We start from the raw sequence: 17,788 nt of genomic DNA, 5'->3' as shown, positions 1-17,788 counted from the left end.
CTCAGCGCTGCACGGGACGGGTGGCGGGCATGGGCGTGGCGGCCGGTGTCGGCGGCACGGACGTCGCGGCCGGCAGCCGTGGCGGCTGCGTGCGCAGGTAGTCGCGCACCAGCGCATCCAGCGCCGCTTCCGGGTCGCCGTCGGCCAGCTGGCGATCGCGCAGGTAGCTGTAGCGCGGCGCGGTCATCCGCTGGGCGTCGGCCGCATCGCGAATGATGGTGGGGCGAATGAACACCATCAGGTTGGTCTTGTCGCGGTTGCGCGACCTGTGCCGGAACAACGCACCCAACCCTGGCACATCGCCAAGCAAGGGCACCTTCTCCACGGTCTGGCGATCGTTCTGATCCAGCAGCCCACCGAGCGCGACGATCGCGCCGTTTTCCACCACCACGCGCGTTTCGATCTGGCGCTTGTTGAACACCAGCTCGGAGGACTGCGCGCTCACCGGCCCGGCGATGGCCGAGACTTCCTGCTTGATCGCCAGCGTGATGCCGCCGGCGGTGTTGATCTGCGGGCGCACTTCCAGCTCCACACCCACGTCCTGACGCTGGATGGTGCGGAAGGGATTGTCGTTGGCCGCGCCCAGCACTTCGCCGGTGGTGATCGGCACTTCCTGCCCTACCAGGATGCGCGCCTGTTCGTTGTCCAGGGTCATGATCGACGGGGTGGACAGCAAATTGGAGCCGGTGTCGCTCTTGACCGCGTCGATGATCATGCCGAACACCGCATCGTTGCTTTGCCCGGCCAGGCCGATCAGGCCACCGCTGAGGCCCAGCAAGGATTGCGCGGCCGCATTGCGTGCCTGTTCCAACACCGAATCGTCATCGTCTTCGCCGCTGCGCGCACCGGCCGCTGCCGCGGCCAGCGGCACGATGCCGGGCGCTGCCCCGCGGTATTGGGTGGCGATCAAGGGCACGGTGCCGTTGCGGCCGGCCAGCAACAGCTGCACGCCCAGCCGCTTGGCGGCGTTGTCGGAAATCTCCACCACGATCGCCTCCACCAGCACCTGTTCGCGGTGTACGTCCAGTTGCCGGATCACCTCCATCAGGGCGCGCTGGGTTTCCGGATCGGCATTGATGATCAAGGCATTGGAGCCGGGATAGCGCACGATCACCGGGCGCTTGCCTGCGGCCGGTGTGATCACCTGCGTCTGCGCAGCGCCGGCAGCTGCGGCCACGTCTACCGCGTTGGAGCGCGTGTCCTGTGCTGCCTGCACCTCGGTTCCCGGGCTTTGGCCGACCAATTGCTGCAGCACCGGCAGCAGCTGTTCGGCACTGGCGTGCTGCAAGCGCACCACACTGACATCGCCACGGCGCTCGGCCCGCCCATCGAGATCGACCGCCGTGCGCACCACGCGCTGCACCAACGCAGGATCGCCGCGCACGATCAACGAATTGCTGCTCTCCACCGGCAGCACCGACAGCACATTGCTGCGTTCGCCACCTTGCCCGAACAGCGAGGTCAGGGTGCGCGCCAGCTCCTGCGCCGAGCTGTTGCGCAGCGTCACCGTATCGATCGCCGCGCGGTCGGTATCGATCTGCGCGACCAACGTGCGGATACGGCGCAGGTTATCGGCATAGTCGGCGATCAACAGGCTATTGCCTTGCGGCATCGCCATGATCACGCCGCCGCGCCCAACCAGCGGCTTGAGGATCTCTGCCGCGCTGCGTGCATCCACGCGCTGCAGCGTGAATACCTGGGTCGCAAACCCCAGGTTGGCGTTGGCAGCGCTGCCGGGCTGTTGCGCGGCGGTATCGTCGGGAACGATGCGATAGGTGGATGGCCCGCTGGAGACGGCAATCAATCCGTTGGCCCGCAGCACTGCCAATAGCATGCCCAGCAAGTCGGCCTCGGACATCGCCTGCGCGCGTGCCACGTTCACCGTGCCCTGCACGCGCGTGTCCACGATGAAGGTGATGCCGGTGGCCCGCGAGACATCCTGGATGAAGGCGCGCAGCTCCACGTCCTGCAACCGTACCGCCGGAGCATCGGCCGCATGCAGCGATGCGGCAGGCATGACCGGAAGCACAAACAGCACTGCGGCCCAGATCAGCCAGAGAGGACGGACGGAACTCATTGCGGGCGCTTCAGTGTCATGGTGTGGGTCTGGCCATTGCGGCGATAGGTCAACGTGGCCGCCTGGCCATCGCGCAGTTCGTCCTGCAGCTCGCGCAGGTGTTCGGCATCGAGCGTGCGGCCATTGATCTGGGTCAGCACATCGCCGGGAGCCAGACCGGCTTGCCGCAGCAGCGCGCCATCGCCGCGCGGCATCACGGTCAAGCCGCTGCCGTCCTCGCTTGCGCGCAAGCCGGCAGTGCTCAGCAACTGTTGCGGATCGACAGCCGCCGCAGCAGTCGCCTCACTCGCGCTCGCCACGTTCGACACCGCTGCCGCCGTGCCTGCGGTTCGAGTGCCCGCCGCTGGCGGCGCAGGTGCCTGCGGCGCGGCGTCGGCCAGCACCAGACGGCGCACCCCGCTGCCGGCACGCAGCAGCACATGATCGGCGGCGATCGCCTGGACCAGCACACCTGGCAGCACCGCGTCGCCAACGCGGTAGGCGCCTTGCCCACCATCGCCATCACTCAGATAGGCCGCAGCGTGGGCACCGCCGGCACGCACACCATGCAGCACGATCCCGTCGCTGCGGGCGTCGTCGACGTTGCGATAGAACACATCGCGGCGGAGCGCGGACACCTCCGCGTTCGCATCGATCACCGGCTGGCGTGTGCCCAGCGGCCCGATCGGCGTGACGACCAGCCACACCAGGCGTAGCGCCTGCACGACCAGCAACACGGCCAGCACACCGAGCCCGACCGCGCGTGCAACGCGCAGTGACATGAAGGCAGGCAACGAGGGCGACACGTGCAGCAAAGCGGTTATCCGTCCGAGGAATTGCGATCGGATGACAGAATGCGGCAGCAATGTGTCAGTTCGGAGAAACGCATGACACAAGGCGACATGAAGCGATCTGCGGCAGAACGCAAACGCCCGCCATGCGCGGCATGGCGGGCGTTTGCAGCGGTTCCTGAGGCCGATGGATCAGAAGCGCGCTGTCACACTGATGTCATAACTGATACCGGGCTGGTAGCTGTAGAGGTCCACCCGGTTGCTGCCCACTTTCTGGAATTCCTGGTACCTGGTCTTGAGCAGGTTGCGTGCAGCGAAGTTCACCGACAAGGTATCGCCAGACCACACCAGGCCCTTCCTGATCACCAGATCCAGCGAAGTCCCTGGCTTGTCGACGTAGTCCGGCTGGCCTGGGCGGCCGCGCGCGGAGATTCGCTCGCCGACGTAGTTGGCGATCAAGGTCGCCTGGCTGTTGGTGCTCTGGCTTTCCACACCGATCTGCAGATTGGCGATGTCGTCCGACTGCCCCTGCAGCGCAGACCCATCACGAATGAACAGATTGGCCTGTACCGGGGCACTGAAGCCGAACGGTTGCACGGTGTCGCTGGCGCTGGCACTCACCTCGGACTTGGCCCGGGTGTAGTTGCCGGACACGAACAGGCGCTTGTCGCCCCACCAGTCGGCGGCGATCGGCAGATCCAGGTATTTCTTGGCCTCCAGTTCGACACCATAGAGCGTGGCCTTGGGTGCGTTGATGAAACTCTGCACGATGCCTCCACCGGGTGCATCGTTGACGATGGCTTCGATCGGCTTGTCGATGTCCTTGTAGAACGCACCGACGGTGACGTACTGGCCCGGTTCGAAGAACCATTCGTAACGTGCATCCAGATTGACCAGCTCGCTGTCGACCAGGAACGGGTTGCCGAAGAACTGGCGGTCGATGTCCGGATCCAGATACTGCTGGGGCGCCATCTCGCGGAACTGCGGGCGCGCGATGGTCTTGGATGCGCCGAAGCGCAGCTGCTGGTTGTCGGCGAAGTTCCAGGTCACGGTGGCCGACGGTAGCGCGTAGCTGTTGTCCAACGGTGCCACGCTGTCCTGGCGCGTACCGCTGAAGATGTCGTACGGGTGCACCGCCTGGGTGGCATCTTCGTACCGCACGCCGACCGTGGCACGCAGGGTCGGCACGATCTCGCCCTCCATCTGCAGATACGCCGCCTTGACCTTCAAGGTCGCGTCGTAAGCGGCCGCACCGAAGCTGCCGGTGGTCTCGCGCAAGCGCAACAGGTCGTTGCTGAGGTTGTAGTCGGAGAGCAGATAATCCACGCGCTGGTACTGGTTGAGGAACGGCAGCGGACCGTCCAGCGCCAGGAAGCGGAACTCGCGGCTCCACGCGGTGCGGTCGTTGTCCAGGTACGCCAGGCCGCCCTTGACGGTAAAGTCGCGCTCCGTCGGCAGGCGCCAGGTCACATCCACGCCACCACTGGCCACTTTATCGTCGACCTTGCTGAAACGGGTGTAGTTCTGCACGCGCGAGGCATCGTGCGCCCAGTAACCATCCAGCAGCTCGTAGCGAATGCCGGTCTCGTACGGTACATCGCGGCTGGCGTTGGCCACCGCAGCACGCCACTCCACCTTGAGATCGTCGTACTCGCCGAAGGCATGCGAGCCCAGCAGCTGGTTGTTGATCAGCTGGCGCTCGTACCACTCGGTGTTGTCGTCGCGCACGTCGAAACCGGCCAGCTCGTCGCGCCCGGCACGGCTGCGCGCCACCTTCAATGCATCGTGCACGTACAAGGTTGTCCAACCAATCTTGTGGCGACCATACTCCCAACCCAGCCCCAACATGCCGTTGGTACGCACATTGTTGCGGGTGGTGGCGAAATCGTAGTTCGAATTGAACTCCACGCTATCGCCGACGAAGATGCCGTCCTGCTGCTTGCCGGTGCGCGTACGCCATTCGTTGTCGTAACTGGCTACCGCAAGAATGCCGAGTTTGGCCTCGCCGATCTCCAGGCCGTAGCCGGCGCTGCCGCCGACATTGACGTCCGGGGCGATGCTGTCCCTTTCCTGCAGCACGTACAGGTTCGCGTTGTTCATGCTGCGGCCGATGCGGCGGATGTCCTCGCGCGAGAAATTCCCCAGATCCACGCGGCGCCCGCTGGCGATGGCATCGCGCAATGCACCCGGCTGCTTGCGGGTGCCATCATCAACGCCCCATTCGTCGTCGCCCGAGCCATAGTAGGTCAGGCCCTTCTCGCCGGTGCTGACGCTGTTGGCGCCACCGCCCAGAGTGAGCGAGAAGAACGGCTTTTCCGGAACGGTCATCGATTGCAGATCGATCACGCCGCCGCCGAATTCGCCCGGATAATCGGCCGAATAGGTCTTCTGCACGGTCACGCTGGCCAGCACGTCGCTGGGAAACAGGTCCAGCGGCACCACGCGCTGCATCGGCTCGGGGCTGGGCAATGGCGAGCCATTGAACAGCGCCGACGAATAGCGCTCGCCCAGCCCGCGTACATAGACATACTTGCCACGCGACAGGCTCAAGCCGGTCACGCGCGTCAGCGCCACCGCCGCGCTGCTGTCGCCGGTGCGCTCCATGTCCTCACGGGTGACGAACGAGGCCACCTCCGAGGTCTGCAGCATCGGTTCGGGAATGTACTCGCCACGCACCACGACCTGGTCGAGTTGTTTGGGCGCACTGGTGGCGGCGGCGCTGGAGCTGATGCCACCGCTGGCATCGTTGCTGGCCGACTGTGCCAACGCGGTGCCGGACATCAGCAAGGTGGAAATGGAAAGAGACAGGCCCGTCCGCGAGAGACGGGCAACAGTGGAGGTTCGCATCGTGGGAGCCCTGGCAACAGAAAGATGAAGCGGGACGCATCGCGCGGCGGCATCGGGCCGCCGCGCGATGCCGTGCCTCAGCAGGGACGATCGGCGGTCAGACCGCAGGTCCAGCCCTGCCACCAGGTGTCGTTGGCATCACGCACGCCACCGATGTAGTTCACCTGCTGGAAGAAGCTGCTCACCCCGTTCAAGCCCTGGAACGCCGGCACGGCGCTTTCATTGGCACCATTGACGAAGGTGTTCTGCAGCGTGGACACGCCGTTGGCGACGTTGTTGGTACCGGCCGCAAACTGGCTGGCCGCGCGCGGGTCGCTACCGAATGCGGTCGGACAGGCGAAGAACACCGAGTTGAAGGTACCGAGCGTGTCGGTATCGGCCAGGTTGAAGCAAACCAGACCATCACCGGTGCCTCCGGCCGGACGCGTGACCACCGAATTGTAGAACGCTGCCTGCGTGCCCTGGTTGAGCATGATCGCTGCACCGGCGCGGGCATTGCCCACATAGGTGAAGTTGGCCACCTTCGGACGCGAATACGGCTGGCGACGCAGGCTGCTCCACTCGTTCATGCGATCGCCGCCACCGGCGCGCTGCACCACGATGCCGAACTGCAGTGCACCGCTCCAGCCGGCGTCGGTATCCAGCGAATCGTCGTCGGCACCGGTAATGACAATGTGGCCGCCGTTGACGGTACCGCCGAACCATTCGATACCATCGTCGGAGCTGTTGTGGATCTGCACGTAATCCAGGCGCGTGCCGCTGCCCACGCCGGCAAGCGTGATGCCCTGCAGTTCGTTGTTGGGCGAGATTTCGAAGCCCGAGTACATCACACGCAGGTAGCGCAGCGCGCCGCTGTTGTCGGTGGCGCTGTTGCCGCCGTAGAACGCGTTGGTGCCCTCCACCTGCGCCTGGCATTCCGGCGTGCCGGACACCGTGGCGCCCGGGCAGTTGTTGATCGCCGCACGCCCCAGCACCACGATGCCGCCCCACAGGCCGATGGTGTTGGCGCTGACCTGACCTTCCAGTGCCTGCCGCGCGGTGAACACGATCGGTGCGGTGGCACTACCCTCGGCGAAGATCTGCGAACCGCGGTTGACCACGATGTAGTCGCTGCCCGACGAGCCGTACAGGGTCACGCCCGGCTCGACGGTCAGGATGCCCTGGGTGCTGCCTGCGGCCGGCGCGCTGGCATTGCCGCCGCGGTCGGTCCCCACGTTGACGCGCCCGCTGATCGAATACGCGGTGCCCGCGCGTGCGGGCACCACCAGATTGCCGGTGATGGTTTCCGGCAACTGGCAGGCACGCAGCGTGTTGTTGGCGATGGTGCCGACGTTGGAAAAGCCGGTCGGGCAATCGGCGGCCGGGCCGCTTGGTGCAGGCGCCGGCGTCGGAGCGGGCGTGGGCGCTGGTGTCGGCACGGGCGCTGGCGCCGGCGGAAACGCGCCTTCGCCCGGCGAAGCGACACGATCGGCACCGCCACCGCAGGCCGACAGCGCCAGTGCGGTTCCAAACGTCATCAAAAGTGTCTTGCTGCTATTGCGAACGGACATGCGGCTGATCTCCAGGTCAAAAGGTCCGGTATGAAGAGGAGTCGTCAAGAATGGTTGCGTTCCGCTCACTGCAGTGGCGAGCACGTTCAAGATCCCCGTCACCTTTATAGGGAGCGTCTGTTGCATTTGTCTTACCGCGACACATTTGACACATCGCTGACACACGTCCGCATGCACTGTAGAGGGATGACATCCATCGCTATCCCCGACACGTTGGCCGACTGGATCGTGGCGCAAGCCATGGCCGGACGCCCGCCCGAGCAGGCGCTACAGCCGCTGCTGGAGCGAGGCTGGAACGAGCAGGACGCCATCGACGCAGTCGAAGCGCTGCTGCGCGACCACATCGAGCGGCATGCACGAGCGAACGACTTGCCGCTGCCGGTGCGCGTGCCCGCGGTGCTGCAACACGACGATGCCTCGCTGCTGGACCTGGGTGATCGTCAGGTGCGCGTGCTGGTCAGCCTGTTGTTGCCCCGCGTCGTGGTGCTGGGCAGCTTTCTCTCCGAGGCCGAATGCGATGCATTGATCGCCATGGCGCATCCATACCTGGCGCGCTCGCGCACCGTGGACAACGGCAGCGGCGCGCAGATCGTCCATGCCGCGCGCACCAGCGACAGCATGTACCTGCAGCTTGGGCAGGACGCGCTATGCCAACGGATCGAAGCGCGCATCGCACGCCTGCTCGACTGGCCGGTGGAGCACGGCGAGGGCCTGCAGGTCCTGCGCTACGCCACCGGCGCCGAGTATCAGCCCCATTACGATTACTTCGACCCGGATGCGGCCGGCACGCCCGTGCTGCTGCGCGCTGGCGGCCAGCGCGTGGCCTCGTTGGTGATGTACCTCAACACGCCCGAACGTGGCGGCGCCACGCGCTTTCCGGAGGCGCACCTGGACGTGGCCGCGGTGAAAGGCAATGCGGTGTTTTTCAGCTACGACCGCCCACACCCGATGACGCGCAGCCTGCACGCCGGCGCACCGGTGCTGGCCGGGGAAAAGTGGGTGGCCACCAAGTGGCTGCGCGAGCGCGCAGTGCATATGCCCGGCTGAACGCGGAGCTCAATGCTTACGCAGCCCCCAGGTGCACGACGATCGTCCTGGATGACCCACCCAACTGGTCGGATCGGCTCCTCGCGACAGGGGCGTTGCGTCGTGGCGGGGTTCGGATACCGTCTAAAGCCGAGCGGGCCGAGCGCGGGGTGCCCTCGCCACTCGCGGGACACGCCGTGAACCCATCCATGGGTCTCGATGGCGGCATCCATGCCGCCAACGGTCCCGCAAGCGGCAAGGACACCGCACCAGAAAGTTGAATGGTCGTTTTATTGAAGAGCGAGGACACCGCGTCACGCGACTTTCTGGCTGCTGCATAGCGATCGGTGCACACGATGAACTCGACTGGTCCTTGCCCGCCCACCGTCGCGAGACCTTACGCGGCACGGATGCCGCATAAGAGCTACAAGGACGTACTTGCAGCGTGTCCCGCGATGGTGGGCGGGCAATGGCCCTGCAGTGAATCTGCAGCCCCGATCGCACCGCGTTGCCAAACAATCAGCGCGACCCAAACAAGCGCTTATCCATGCGCAACATCACCAGTCGCAACGGCGTCCACGCCAGGCACAGGCCTGCCAGGATCCCCAGCGTGTCGGCCAGCGCATCGTACGGATCGGCGCTGCGGTTGGTGGTCAGTGCACCCTGCGCGATCTCGATCCCGATGCCCAGCAACACCAGACCGAATGCAGCCAGCAGCAGTGCGCGGCGGGTCGCGAACAATTGCACCGCCCCCCAGCTCAGCAGCGCGAAACTCAGGAAGTGCTCGGCCTTGTCGCTATTGGACGGCAGCTCGGGGAACTCCGGCGGCGGCCCCAGGCATACCGCGATCAGTACCACGATCGCGGCGATCCACAGCCCCACCCACACGCTTGGCCGATGGAACGGCCGCAGCGCCGCGGTCACAGCCGCCACGTGAGATCGCCGGCCAGAAAGGCCGGGGCGAAATCCACATCGCGCGCAAACCCCATCACCTGGAAGCGCTCGCCCATCTCGCTGGGCAAGGTGAGCTGCTTGACCTGCTGCCGCAGACGCATGCGGCCGACCTCGTCGGTACGCGCATCGGCCTGCGTCAGCAACGCATCCATGCCATTGCCGAGCAGGAAGCTGGCCTGCGTGCAGTAACCCGCCAACTCGAAGCCCGCCCCGGTACCGGCTTCGGCCAGCGCGGTGAAGTCCACCGAGGCAGTGAGATCCTGCAAACCGGGCCACAGGTACAGGTCCTCATGCATGCGATGCCGGTAGAACGCGCGCAAGGTGCCGTCTTCGCGCTGCGGGCGGTAGAACTCGCCACGCGGGTAGCCGTAATCGACGAACAGCATCGCACCACGCTTCAACCCGCCGGCCACCGCCTGCACCCAGTACGGCAGTTGCGGCAGCAACTCGGAGCGATAGCCCTCGGCGAACGGCTGCTCCAGATAGCGCTCCAGATGCCGCACGGCCGCGCTCAACAAGGCATCGGCAGGCTGCTCGCCGCGCGCGAACCGCTGCTGTGCATCCAGCACCACCGTCTCTTCATAGACCTGCCCGTCGCGTATCGCAAAACGCGGCGTGGGCAAGGCATCGATGACCTCGTTGGCGAACAGCACGCCGTCCCAATCGTCAGGGAACGGAGCGTCCAGCCACTCGACCAGATCGAACACCGGTGGAATCAGACTACGGCCCAGCCGCTCGCGCTGACGCTCGCGCAGATCCGCACTGGGCTCGAGAATGGCATAGCGCTCCGGCAACGCATCCAGCTCCAGCAGCCGCTTGAGCATGACTTCGGCGAACGCGCCGCTGCCGCCGCCCACCTCCAGCACCCGCGCCTGTGGCCCAAGCTGCTGCAGCACCGGCGCCAGCGCGCCGGAGACGGTGGCCGCGAACAGCGGCCCGAGTTCGGGCGCGGTGACGAAATCGCCGCTGTCGCCGAACTTGCTCGATCCGGCGCTGTAATAGCCCAGGCCCGGCGCATACAACGCCAGCTCCATGAAGCGCGAGAACGGGATCGCCCCGCCGGCCGCCTGGATTTCGGCGCGCAGGTGAGCGGCCAACCGATCGCTATGCGCCAGTGCGTCCGAATCGGGGGTGGGAAGGTCGGCGTGCATGCGGGCACCGGTTGCGAAGACAATGCACAGCATAGCCGAGCCCTCCGCGACGCCGAGCGAGTACGCCATGACAGACAGTTCCAAGGTGGTGCTGATCACCGGTGCAGGCCGCCGCATCGGCGCGCAGATTGCCACCACCCTGCACGCCGCCGGCTACCGCGTCGCGCTGCATGCGCACAGCTCCGGCCAGGCGCTGAGCGCGCGCGTGGCCGAGCTGTGCGCGCAACGCCCCGCCAGCGCACACGCCCTGCACGCGGACCTGCGTCTGCCGCAGGCGCCGGCGCAACTGGTCGCCGACTGTCTTGCCGCCTTCGGCCGCCTGGACGCCGTGGTCAACAATGCCTCGGCGTTCTATCCCACCGCGCTGGGCGAGGCCACGCCGGCGCAGTGGGACGACTTGTTCGCGGTCAATGCGCGAGCCCCGTTCTTCATCGCCCAGGCCGCCGCCGCGCAACTGCGCCAGCACCGCGGCGCCATCGTGAACCTGACCGATCTGCATGCGCAGCAACCGATGCGCCATCATCCGCTGTATGGCGCCTCCAAGAGCGCGCTGGAAATGCTGACCCGTTCGCTCGCGCTGGAATTGGCGCCGGATGTGCGCGTCAACGCGGTGGCGCCCGGCGCGATCCTGTGGCCGGAAGAAGGCAAGGCCGCCGATGCCAAGCAGGCGCTGCTCGCACGCACCCCATTGGCGCGCACCGGCACACCGGAAGAGATCGCCGAAGCGGTGCGCTGGTTGCTGGCCGATGCCGGTTTCGTCACCGGGCAGACCCTGCACGTGGATGGCGGCCGCCAACTGAGCTAGCAGGTCCATGCACGGAAGGCCGCGCCGTTTTTGCGCCGCCAACGCGACGTCCCCGGCCGTGTCCGGATAGCGTCCCGCAGGTGCAGAGCCCAGCGGCGCAACACGAGGCGCTACTGCGCCATACCCAGCGCTGCGGGCGCAGCGGCCAGTTCCACCGTCGTGAACGCGTCGGCGTGCTGCGGGTGCGCCTTCCATAGCGCGGCCAGCGTCTGGCCGCTCAACGGGTCGACGAACTCCGGCGCGATATCGGCCAGCGGCTTGAGCACGAAGGCATGCTTGAGCTCGGGGCGCGGAATACGCAACTGCCCCGGCCCTTGGACGATGCGATCGCCGAAGAACACCACGTCCACGTCCAGCGTGCGGTCGCTGAAGCGCGGCCCGCTACGATCGCGCCCGTGTGCATCTTCCAGCGCGTGCAGCCAACGGTCCAGCGCATGCAGGTCCAGCTCGGTCTGCAAGGCGACCGCATTGTTGACGAAGTCCGGCCCATCGAAACCGACGGCCGGTGTTCGATAGGCAGGGGATACCAGGAGCGGGCCGAAGCGCGCGCGCAAGGCCGCCACGGCCAGGTGCAGATAGTGGGTCGGCTGGACGTTGCTGCCCAGGCTGAGGAGCACGGTGGTCATGCGGTATTCGCGCATGCAGCCGGCATCAGCGTCAACTGTTGCAGATGCGCCGGTCCGCGCCTGCACGTTCCGGCAGGGGCGTCAGGCCACTTCCAGCGCGTGCGCCACCGCGCGGAACACCCGCCGCATTTCCAGCGGTTTGCGCAGCACGTGCACCGGGATATCCGGTGGGAAATGCGCACGCTGGAGCGGCGAGCCGACATCTTCCAGCACGATCGCCGGTCCCTGGTAGCCCAGCTCCTGCATGCTCAGCAGCACGCTCACTGCAGACAGCATGATGATGTCGCTGTCGATGATCACCAGGTCCGGCATGGCGTGCTGCTGCACCAGCTGCAGCGCCGCCGCGCCATCGGTCGCCAACTGCGGCTGGTAGCCCTGGCTGGACAAGGCATTGCCGAGCAGCGACAGCCGCGTGGCCTCGCCATCCACCAGCAGGATGCGCTGGCCATGACCCAGCGCGAGCGGCAGTTCGGCATCGGCCACCGGCGCCGGTGCCGCGCGCATCGGCACGATCATGTCGAAACGCGTGCCCTTGCCCAGCTGGCTGTCCACCTGGATGCTGCCGCCGTAGCTTTCCACGATGCGCTTGCACGAGATCAAGCCCAGGCCGGTGCCATCGGCCTTGGTGGTGAAGAACGGACTGAACAGACGTGCGCGGGTCTCATCGCTCATGCCCATGCCGGTGTCGGCCACGCTCATGCGCACGCGTGTGGAATCGTAGCGATCGGCGGCCAGCAGCAGGCTGCCGCCGCCGGGCATCGCCTGGATCGCGTTCAGCCCCAGATTGAGCAGACATTGCTGCAGCTCGGTGTAATTGGCTTCGATGGTCAGATCCGCCGGGATCGGATCCATCTGCAGGCGCACGCCATCGGGCAGGCTGCTCCTGAGCAGCATCTGCACCGCCTGGAACAGGTTGGCGATGGAGACCTGTTCGCGCGGCTTGTTGGAACCGCGCACGAACGACAGCATCGACTCGGCCATCTCGTGCCCGCGGCGGCCGCATTCGGCCACCACATTGGCGAGCTGACGCAACTGCGGGTCGTCGGTGCGCCCGGCCAGCAGGTCGGGAACGATCAGCAATGGCTGCAGGATGTTGCGCAGGTCGTGGCTCAACCCGGCCGCCAGCATGGCCAGGCTCTCCAACCGCTGCGCCCGCATCAGTTCGCTTTCCACCCGCTGGCGCTCCAGCTCGGCGCGCGCTTCGCGGATCGCCCGCGTCACCGCGCTCGGCAGGCGGGTGGGGTTGTGCTTGATGATGTAATCGTTGGCGCCATCCTGCAGCGCCTTGACCGCGGTTTCTTCGCCCATGGTGCCGGAGACGAAGATGAAGGGGGTTGCACCGTTCTGGCGCACCAGGCGTAACGCCTGATGCCCGGAAAAGCCGGGCATGCTCAGGTCCGACAGCACGATATCCGGCGCAAACGTCTCCAGCGCACTGCGCAGCGACGGCTCGCTGTCCACGCGCTCGAATGCCGCGTCGATGCCGGCATCCAGCAACTGATCGGACAACAGCTCGGCGTCCTCCGGTGAATCTTCCACCAGAAGGATCTTCAGCTGCTCCAGTTTGCCCCCCTCATGCGGCATGGTTCAGTCCAGCTCCGGTGCCTGGTTGATGACTGCCCAGAAGGTACCCAGCGTCTTGACCGCGTTGAAGAACTGATCCACATCCACCGGCTTGACGACATAGGCATTGACGCCCAGATCCCAGCTGCGCGCAAGATCGCTCTCTTCGCGCGAAGAGGACAGGATCACCACCGGCAGGCGTTTGAGCGCCTCGTCGCTGCGCACCTGCTTGAGCACCTCGAGCCCGTCCAGGCGCGGCATCTTGATGTCCAGCAGCAGGACGGCGGGCAGCCCTTCCTCGCGGTCAGCGAACGCGCCACGGCGCAACAGATAGTCCATCGCCTCCACGCCGTCCTCGACATGCACGATGGGATTGGCCAGGCGGGCTTCGCGCAGCGCGTCGACGGCCATTTCCGCGTCGGCCGGGCTGTCTTCTGCCAGAAGGATGGTACGAATGGCGGTCATACGGTGAACTCTTGGTTGGGCGCTTCAGGCGCAGGGGGAAGCTCGAAATAGAACGTAGCACCTTCATCGACGGCGCCTTCGGCCCAGATGCGGCCGCCATGACGCGCCAGCACGCGGCGCACGCTGGCCAGGCCGATGCCGGTACCGGCGTACTCGCTGGCCTTGTGCAGCCGCTGGAACACGCCGAACAGCTTGGCGCTGTACTCCATGTCGAAGCCGGCACCGTTGTCGCGCACGCTGAACTGGTGGCCGCCTTCCTGGGTCAGCGTATAGGTGACCTCGATCCGGGCCACCTCGCGCTTGGCGCTGTACTTGACCGCATTGCCCAGCAGGTTCATCCACAGCTGGCGCATCATGTTCTCGTCGGCCACCAGCACCGGCAGCGGTGCGATATGCCAGTCCACACGGTGGCCGGTGTTTTCGCTCTGCACGTTCGAATCCAGAATCGCACGCGTTTCGGCCACCAGCGACTGCATGTCCACCGCCTGCAGGCGCAGCGCACTGCGGCCCAGGCGCGAATACACCAGCAGATCGTCGATCAGCGACGCCATGCGCCGCGCCGAGCTGCTGATGACTTCCATGTAATGGCGCGATTTCTCGTCCGCCGCATCGCCCAGATGGCGCGCCAGCTTGTCCGAAAAACCGGCCACATGGCGCAAGGGAGCGCGCAGATCGTGCGAGACCGAATAGCTGAAGGCTTCCAGCTCGCGGTTGACCTCCGACACCTGCTCCACCTTGCCTTCCATCTGCCGGTTGAGTTCCTGGATGCGCAGCTGCGTAGCCTTCTGCACGCTGATATCGCTGACCGTCATCAGCACCACATCCTCATCGACCGTATCGGGCAAGGGCATGCGCCGCGCGTTGATCAACATGGTGCGCAGCACGCCATCGGCTGCGCGCTGTTCGTGCTCGAAATCCCAAAGCTCGCGGTCGCGCAGCAGCACGTCGGCCAGCCGCTGGTGAATCTGCGCATCGCGCCAGACCCCGTCGCCCACGTCTTCCAGCGCCATCAGCTCGTTGCCGCGCTCCTCCAGTCCGTACAGATCGGCGAACGCAGGGTTGTGCAGCACGATGCGCCTGCGCGAATCCAGCAGCACGATCGGTTCGCGCACGGTCTGCAGCACCGAGCCGGCGCGGCCGTTGGCACGCAGGTACTCCTGCTCGGCCGCCAGGCGACGCCGGATCTGACGTTGCAACAGCCAGATCACCGAGGTGAGCAGCAGCAGCTGTACTGCCAGCGCCGCCCAGCTCAGCACCGCGAAATGCACGCGTTCGGTCTCCGCCCGCGCATTGCGAAACTCCAGCATCCGGCCTTCGGCACCCTGCAGTTCGTCGATCAACACCCGGATCGGGTTGTTCACGGTCATGTCTTCGATCAGCGCGCGGATCTGCGCCGGCTCGGTGGTTGCGGCGATGCGTTCGGCCAGCAGCAGGCGGCGCTCGATGGTGCTCTGGATGCGCCCCATGCGCACCTGCTGGGCCGGGTTGTCGCTGGTCAGTTCGATCAGCTGCCTGACCGCGGCCAGGGCCTCGCGTCGGCCGCGGCGCATGCGTTCATCCAGCGCCGGATGGTGCATCCCGTGCGAGCGCATCAGTGCGGCCGACTCGGTGTCGCGCATCGCCGCTTCCAGGCGCTGCGCAGTTTCCTGCACCTCGTGACTATGGGTAACCCGCACCGCCGCCTGGTTGGCGTTGCGCGCCATCTGCTGCAACAGCAACGCCGGCACCACCACGATCAGGAACACGGCAGCCGCCAACGATGGCAGTCTCCAGCGATCCCATCTGTCTGCTTGGGACGTTGTCTGCATTGCTATGTCTGTATCCGCTCGCTGCGTGTCGGGGCGAGCCGGCATTGTCTCCGATCGCGCCAACGATGAGATGAATGATTCAGGCCAGTCCATCCAACCCTGACATGCCTGAATAGGCATATGATACGTGCAACGCTGGTGAAAACGGCGAGAGCGAACCTGCTCAGGTTGTCGCTCTCGGGCTGACGGTCTGGACCCAGCATCCATAAAAAAAGACGCACCCGCTAGGGTGCGCCTCGTGTCGGACCTGCCGCCTCGCCTCGGCAGGTCCGGCATCCGCAACGGCGTCAGGACCTCACTGCTTGGCAGTGACTTTCAGCCCGGTGGCCTTGACGCTCTTGACGCCTTCGATGCCCTTGGCCACGGCTACCGCCTTGTCATGCTCGGCCTGGGTGGCGACCGTACCGGTCAGCATCACGATGCCGTTCTTGGTTTCGACCTTGACGTCGGTGCCGGACACGTTGTCGGTGGCCAGAAGGTCCGCCTTCACCTTGGTGGTGATCCAGGTGTCGGTCACCGGCTTCTTGGACTCGTTCATGCCGGCCGCGTGATCCTTGGCCGCGTGATCCTTGTGCGCTCCCATGTCCTGCGGCGCGGCAAACGCCTGCGTGGCGCCCAGGGTCAGGCCCAGCGACAACGACAGCGCGAGCAATTTACGTGCATGCATCATCTTCTTCATCTCAGCCACTCCTGTTGAACGTGGCGGCAAGCTTGCGGCCGCGCCCGTCGAGCAGACGTGACCGCAGCATGCAAGAGCTGTGAACCCGGCGCACACAGGTGGGTGCAATACCATGCAGGCCTCCTCCGTCGTTGCAATGAACCGTTTTCAATGCCTAAACCGTTCAATCTGGCCGTCGTCGGCTACGGCTATGTCGGCCGCACCTTCCATGCACCCCTGATCGCGGCCACGCCCGGCCTGCGTTTGCACAGCGTGGTGTCGTCCAAGCCACAACTGGCGCAGGCCGATTTTCCCGACGTCACCGTCATCGCCGATCTCGACACTGCGCTGGCCGATCCCGCGCTGGACGCGGTGGTGCTGGCCACTCCCAACCAGACCCACGCGCCTTTCGCGTTGCAGGCCCTGGCGGCCGGCAAACATGTGCTGGCGGACAAGCCATTCACGCTGGATGCCGATCAGGCGCGTGCAGTGATGCAGGCGGCGGCAACCGCCGGGCGCATCGTCAGCGTGTTCCAGAATCGTCGCTGGGACGCGGACTTCCTGACCGTGCGCCGATTGATCGACGAAGGCCTGCTGGGCGAGGTGGTGGAATTCCATTCGCACTTCGATCGGTATCGCCCACAGGTACGCGACCGCTGGCGCGAAAGCGATATTCCCGGCGCCGGGCTGTGGTACGACCTCGGCCCGCATCTGCTCGACCAGGCAGTGCAGCTGTTCGGAGCACCACAGGCGATCGCTGCCGACCTGCTGCCTCAACGCAGCCAGGCGCGTAGCGACGATTATTTCCACGTCACCCTGCACTACCCGCGGTTACGGGCGATCCTGCACGCCGGCTCCCTGGTGGCCGACAACCGGCTGCGCTTTGCGGTGCACGGCAGCCGCGGCAGCTATCTCAAGCACGGACTGGATACGCAGGAAGACCAGCTGCGTGCCGGTCGCCGACCCGGCACCGTCGGCTGGGGCGTGGATCCGTTGCCCGGCACGCTGACCCGCGTGGATGAGGAAGGCCGCATGCACACCCACCAGCCGGACAATCAGCCCGGCGACTACCGGCAGTGCTATGCCGCATTCCGCGATGCGCTGGCCGGCAATGGCCCCGCACCGGTCAGCGCGACCGATGCCGTGCAGCTGATGCAGTTGCTGGAGTTGGCCCGACGCAGCGCCACCACCGGCCAGGTGCAGTGGCTGGGTGATTCACCTGGCCGATAACGGCTGACAGCCGTATCCGTTGCGCAAGCCGCGCCTGGACGCTGCGCACTTGCGTGCCGGTGCGCTGGCCATCCCCTGACGTCGCCGCCTGCGCGGGACGTGCAAGCGGACAAGGCACGCGCATTGCCGCGCGCCCGGTGAGAGTGCTGTTGCGAGCCGACAGCGGAGTATCCCTGCGCGAACCTTCGCTCGCCGCTGTCCTGCCATCGCCGTTCGCGGCGGGGCAGCGTCGAACTCCGATCACAAGCCCCGCCCCAC

General features: G+C 66.1%; 14 protein-coding genes. 3 read left to right on the top strand and 11 right to left on the bottom strand.

What is annotated here, in order from left to right; all coding sequences use genetic code 11:
* Window position 1 precedes the first annotated feature (1 nt).
* The 4 genes from gspD to LL962_RS12700 all read right to left on the bottom strand — a co-directional run bounded on the left by gspD (window position 2) and on the right by LL962_RS12700 (window position 7,244).
* Window positions 2–2,077 carry a type II secretion system secretin GspD gene (gene gspD / locus LL962_RS12715; RefSeq protein WP_228317151.1) on the bottom strand — a complete coding sequence of 692 codons (2,076 nt, stop codon included), beginning with the start codon at window positions 2,075–2,077 and terminating at the stop codon, window positions 2–4.
* Complete coding sequence (locus tag LL962_RS12710; protein WP_441004871.1) at window positions 2,074–2,880, bottom strand: type II secretion system protein N; 807 nt, start codon at window positions 2,878–2,880, stop codon at window positions 2,074–2,076. The genes gspD and LL962_RS12710 overlap by 4 nt, the downstream gene beginning before the upstream one ends.
* 159 nt (window positions 2,881–3,039) lie before the next feature.
* The gene (locus LL962_RS12705; protein WP_228317149.1) at window positions 3,040–5,694 is read right to left on the bottom strand and encodes a TonB-dependent receptor domain-containing protein; all 2,655 of its coding nucleotides are present in this window, start codon (window positions 5,692–5,694) and stop codon (window positions 3,040–3,042) included.
* Window positions 5,695–5,771: 77 nt separating this feature from the next.
* Entirely contained in the window at window positions 5,772–7,244 is a 1,473-nt protein-coding gene (locus LL962_RS12700) for a hypothetical protein (protein ID WP_228317148.1), read from the bottom strand.
* 186 nt (window positions 7,245–7,430) lie between these two features.
* Between LL962_RS12700 and LL962_RS12695 the strand changes: the two genes are divergently transcribed.
* Window positions 7,431–8,291, top strand: coding sequence for a 2OG-Fe(II) oxygenase (locus tag LL962_RS12695; protein WP_228317147.1), 861 nt, complete (start codon window positions 7,431–7,433; stop codon window positions 8,289–8,291).
* Window positions 8,292–8,789: 498 nt separating this feature from the next.
* Here the strand turns inward: LL962_RS12695 and LL962_RS12690 are convergent, their stop codons facing one another.
* Together LL962_RS12690 and LL962_RS12685 are read right to left on the bottom strand one after the other, a co-directional pair.
* Window positions 8,790–9,203, bottom strand: coding sequence for a VanZ family protein (locus LL962_RS12690; RefSeq protein ID WP_228317146.1), 414 nt, complete (start codon window positions 9,201–9,203; stop codon window positions 8,790–8,792).
* The gene (locus LL962_RS12685; protein ID WP_208621392.1) at window positions 9,191–10,444 is read right to left on the bottom strand and encodes a class I SAM-dependent methyltransferase; all 1,254 of its coding nucleotides are present in this window, start codon (window positions 10,442–10,444) and stop codon (window positions 9,191–9,193) included. Before LL962_RS12685 ends, LL962_RS12690 begins: the two co-directional genes overlap by 13 nt.
* Between LL962_RS12685 and LL962_RS12680 the strand changes: the two genes are divergently transcribed.
* Entirely contained in the window at window positions 10,443–11,180 is a 738-nt protein-coding gene (locus LL962_RS12680) for a pteridine reductase (RefSeq protein ID WP_104585748.1), read from the top strand. The two genes, LL962_RS12685 and LL962_RS12680, sit on opposite strands and share 2 nt — an antisense overlap.
* A 110-nt stretch (window positions 11,181–11,290) precedes the next feature.
* On the opposite strand, the gene folK is transcribed toward LL962_RS12680, so the two are convergent.
* The 5 genes from folK to LL962_RS12655 form a co-directional block, all read right to left on the bottom strand.
* Entirely contained in the window at window positions 11,291–11,806 is a 516-nt protein-coding gene (folK, locus tag LL962_RS12675; protein ID WP_104586453.1) for a 2-amino-4-hydroxy-6-hydroxymethyldihydropteridine diphosphokinase, read from the bottom strand.
* An 81-nt stretch (window positions 11,807–11,887) separates the two neighbouring features.
* On the bottom strand, window positions 11,888–13,390 hold the full coding sequence (locus tag LL962_RS12670) for an ATP-binding response regulator (protein WP_228317145.1): 1,503 nt from the start codon (window positions 13,388–13,390) through the stop codon (window positions 11,888–11,890).
* A gap of 3 nt (window positions 13,391–13,393) precedes the next feature.
* Window positions 13,394–13,834 (bottom strand): response regulator, encoded by a 441-nt coding sequence (locus LL962_RS12665; protein ID WP_104585751.1) that lies wholly within the window; start codon window positions 13,832–13,834, stop codon window positions 13,394–13,396.
* Window positions 13,831–15,642 (bottom strand): sensor histidine kinase, encoded by a 1,812-nt coding sequence (locus LL962_RS12660; protein WP_228317144.1) that lies wholly within the window; start codon window positions 15,640–15,642, stop codon window positions 13,831–13,833. Before LL962_RS12660 ends, LL962_RS12665 begins: the two co-directional genes overlap by 4 nt.
* 295 nt (window positions 15,643–15,937) lie before the next feature.
* Complete coding sequence (locus LL962_RS12655) at window positions 15,938–16,321, bottom strand: BON domain-containing protein (RefSeq protein ID WP_167395207.1); 384 nt, start codon at window positions 16,319–16,321, stop codon at window positions 15,938–15,940.
* Between the two features lie 150 nt (window positions 16,322–16,471).
* Here LL962_RS12655 and LL962_RS12650 point away from each other — a divergent pair, with 150 nt between their 5' ends.
* The gene (locus tag LL962_RS12650; protein WP_228317143.1) at window positions 16,472–17,530 is read left to right on the top strand and encodes an oxidoreductase; all 1,059 of its coding nucleotides are present in this window, start codon (window positions 16,472–16,474) and stop codon (window positions 17,528–17,530) included.
* The last annotated feature ends 258 nt before the right edge of the window (window positions 17,531–17,788 follow it).

The sequence above is a fragment of the Xanthomonas sp. NCPPB 1067 genome (genome assembly GCF_020783795.1).
Lineage (GTDB): Bacteria > Pseudomonadota > Gammaproteobacteria > Xanthomonadales > Xanthomonadaceae > Xanthomonas > Xanthomonas melonis.
The sequence above is the reverse complement of the archived record's forward strand: the minus strand, read 5'-3'. Positions and strand labels throughout refer to the sequence as shown.

Excerpts from the sequence above, each read along its gene's own strand:
- LL962_RS12655 (WP_167395207.1), bottom strand. The coding sequence starts at position 16,321 with ATGAAGAAGATGATGCATGCACGTAAATTGCTCGCGCTGTCGTTGTCG.
- LL962_RS12705 (WP_228317149.1), bottom strand. The coding sequence starts at position 5,694 with ATGCGAACCTCCACTGTTGCCCGTCTCTCGCGGACGGGCCTGTCTCTT.
- LL962_RS12680 (WP_104585748.1), top strand. The coding sequence starts at position 10,443 with ATGACAGACAGTTCCAAGGTGGTGCTGATCACCGGTGCAGGCCGCCGC.
- LL962_RS12660 (WP_228317144.1), bottom strand. The coding sequence starts at position 15,642 with ATGCAGACAACGTCCCAAGCAGACAGATGGGATCGCTGGAGACTGCCA.
- LL962_RS12700 (WP_228317148.1), bottom strand. The coding sequence starts at position 7,244 with ATGTCCGTTCGCAATAGCAGCAAGACACTTTTGATGACGTTTGGAACC.
- LL962_RS12665 (WP_104585751.1), bottom strand. The coding sequence starts at position 13,834 with ATGACCGCCATTCGTACCATCCTTCTGGCAGAAGACAGCCCGGCCGAC.
- LL962_RS12695 (WP_228317147.1), top strand. The coding sequence starts at position 7,431 with ATGACATCCATCGCTATCCCCGACACGTTGGCCGACTGGATCGTGGCG.
- LL962_RS12685 (WP_208621392.1), bottom strand. The coding sequence starts at position 10,444 with ATGGCGTACTCGCTCGGCGTCGCGGAGGGCTCGGCTATGCTGTGCATT.
- folK (WP_104586453.1), bottom strand. The coding sequence starts at position 11,806 with ATGACCACCGTGCTCCTCAGCCTGGGCAGCAACGTCCAGCCGACCCAC.
- LL962_RS12650 (WP_228317143.1), top strand. The coding sequence starts at position 16,472 with ATGCCTAAACCGTTCAATCTGGCCGTCGTCGGCTACGGCTATGTCGGC.
- LL962_RS12670 (WP_228317145.1), bottom strand. The coding sequence starts at position 13,390 with ATGCCGCATGAGGGGGGCAAACTGGAGCAGCTGAAGATCCTTCTGGTG.
- gspD (WP_228317151.1), bottom strand. The coding sequence starts at position 2,077 with ATGAGTTCCGTCCGTCCTCTCTGGCTGATCTGGGCCGCAGTGCTGTTT.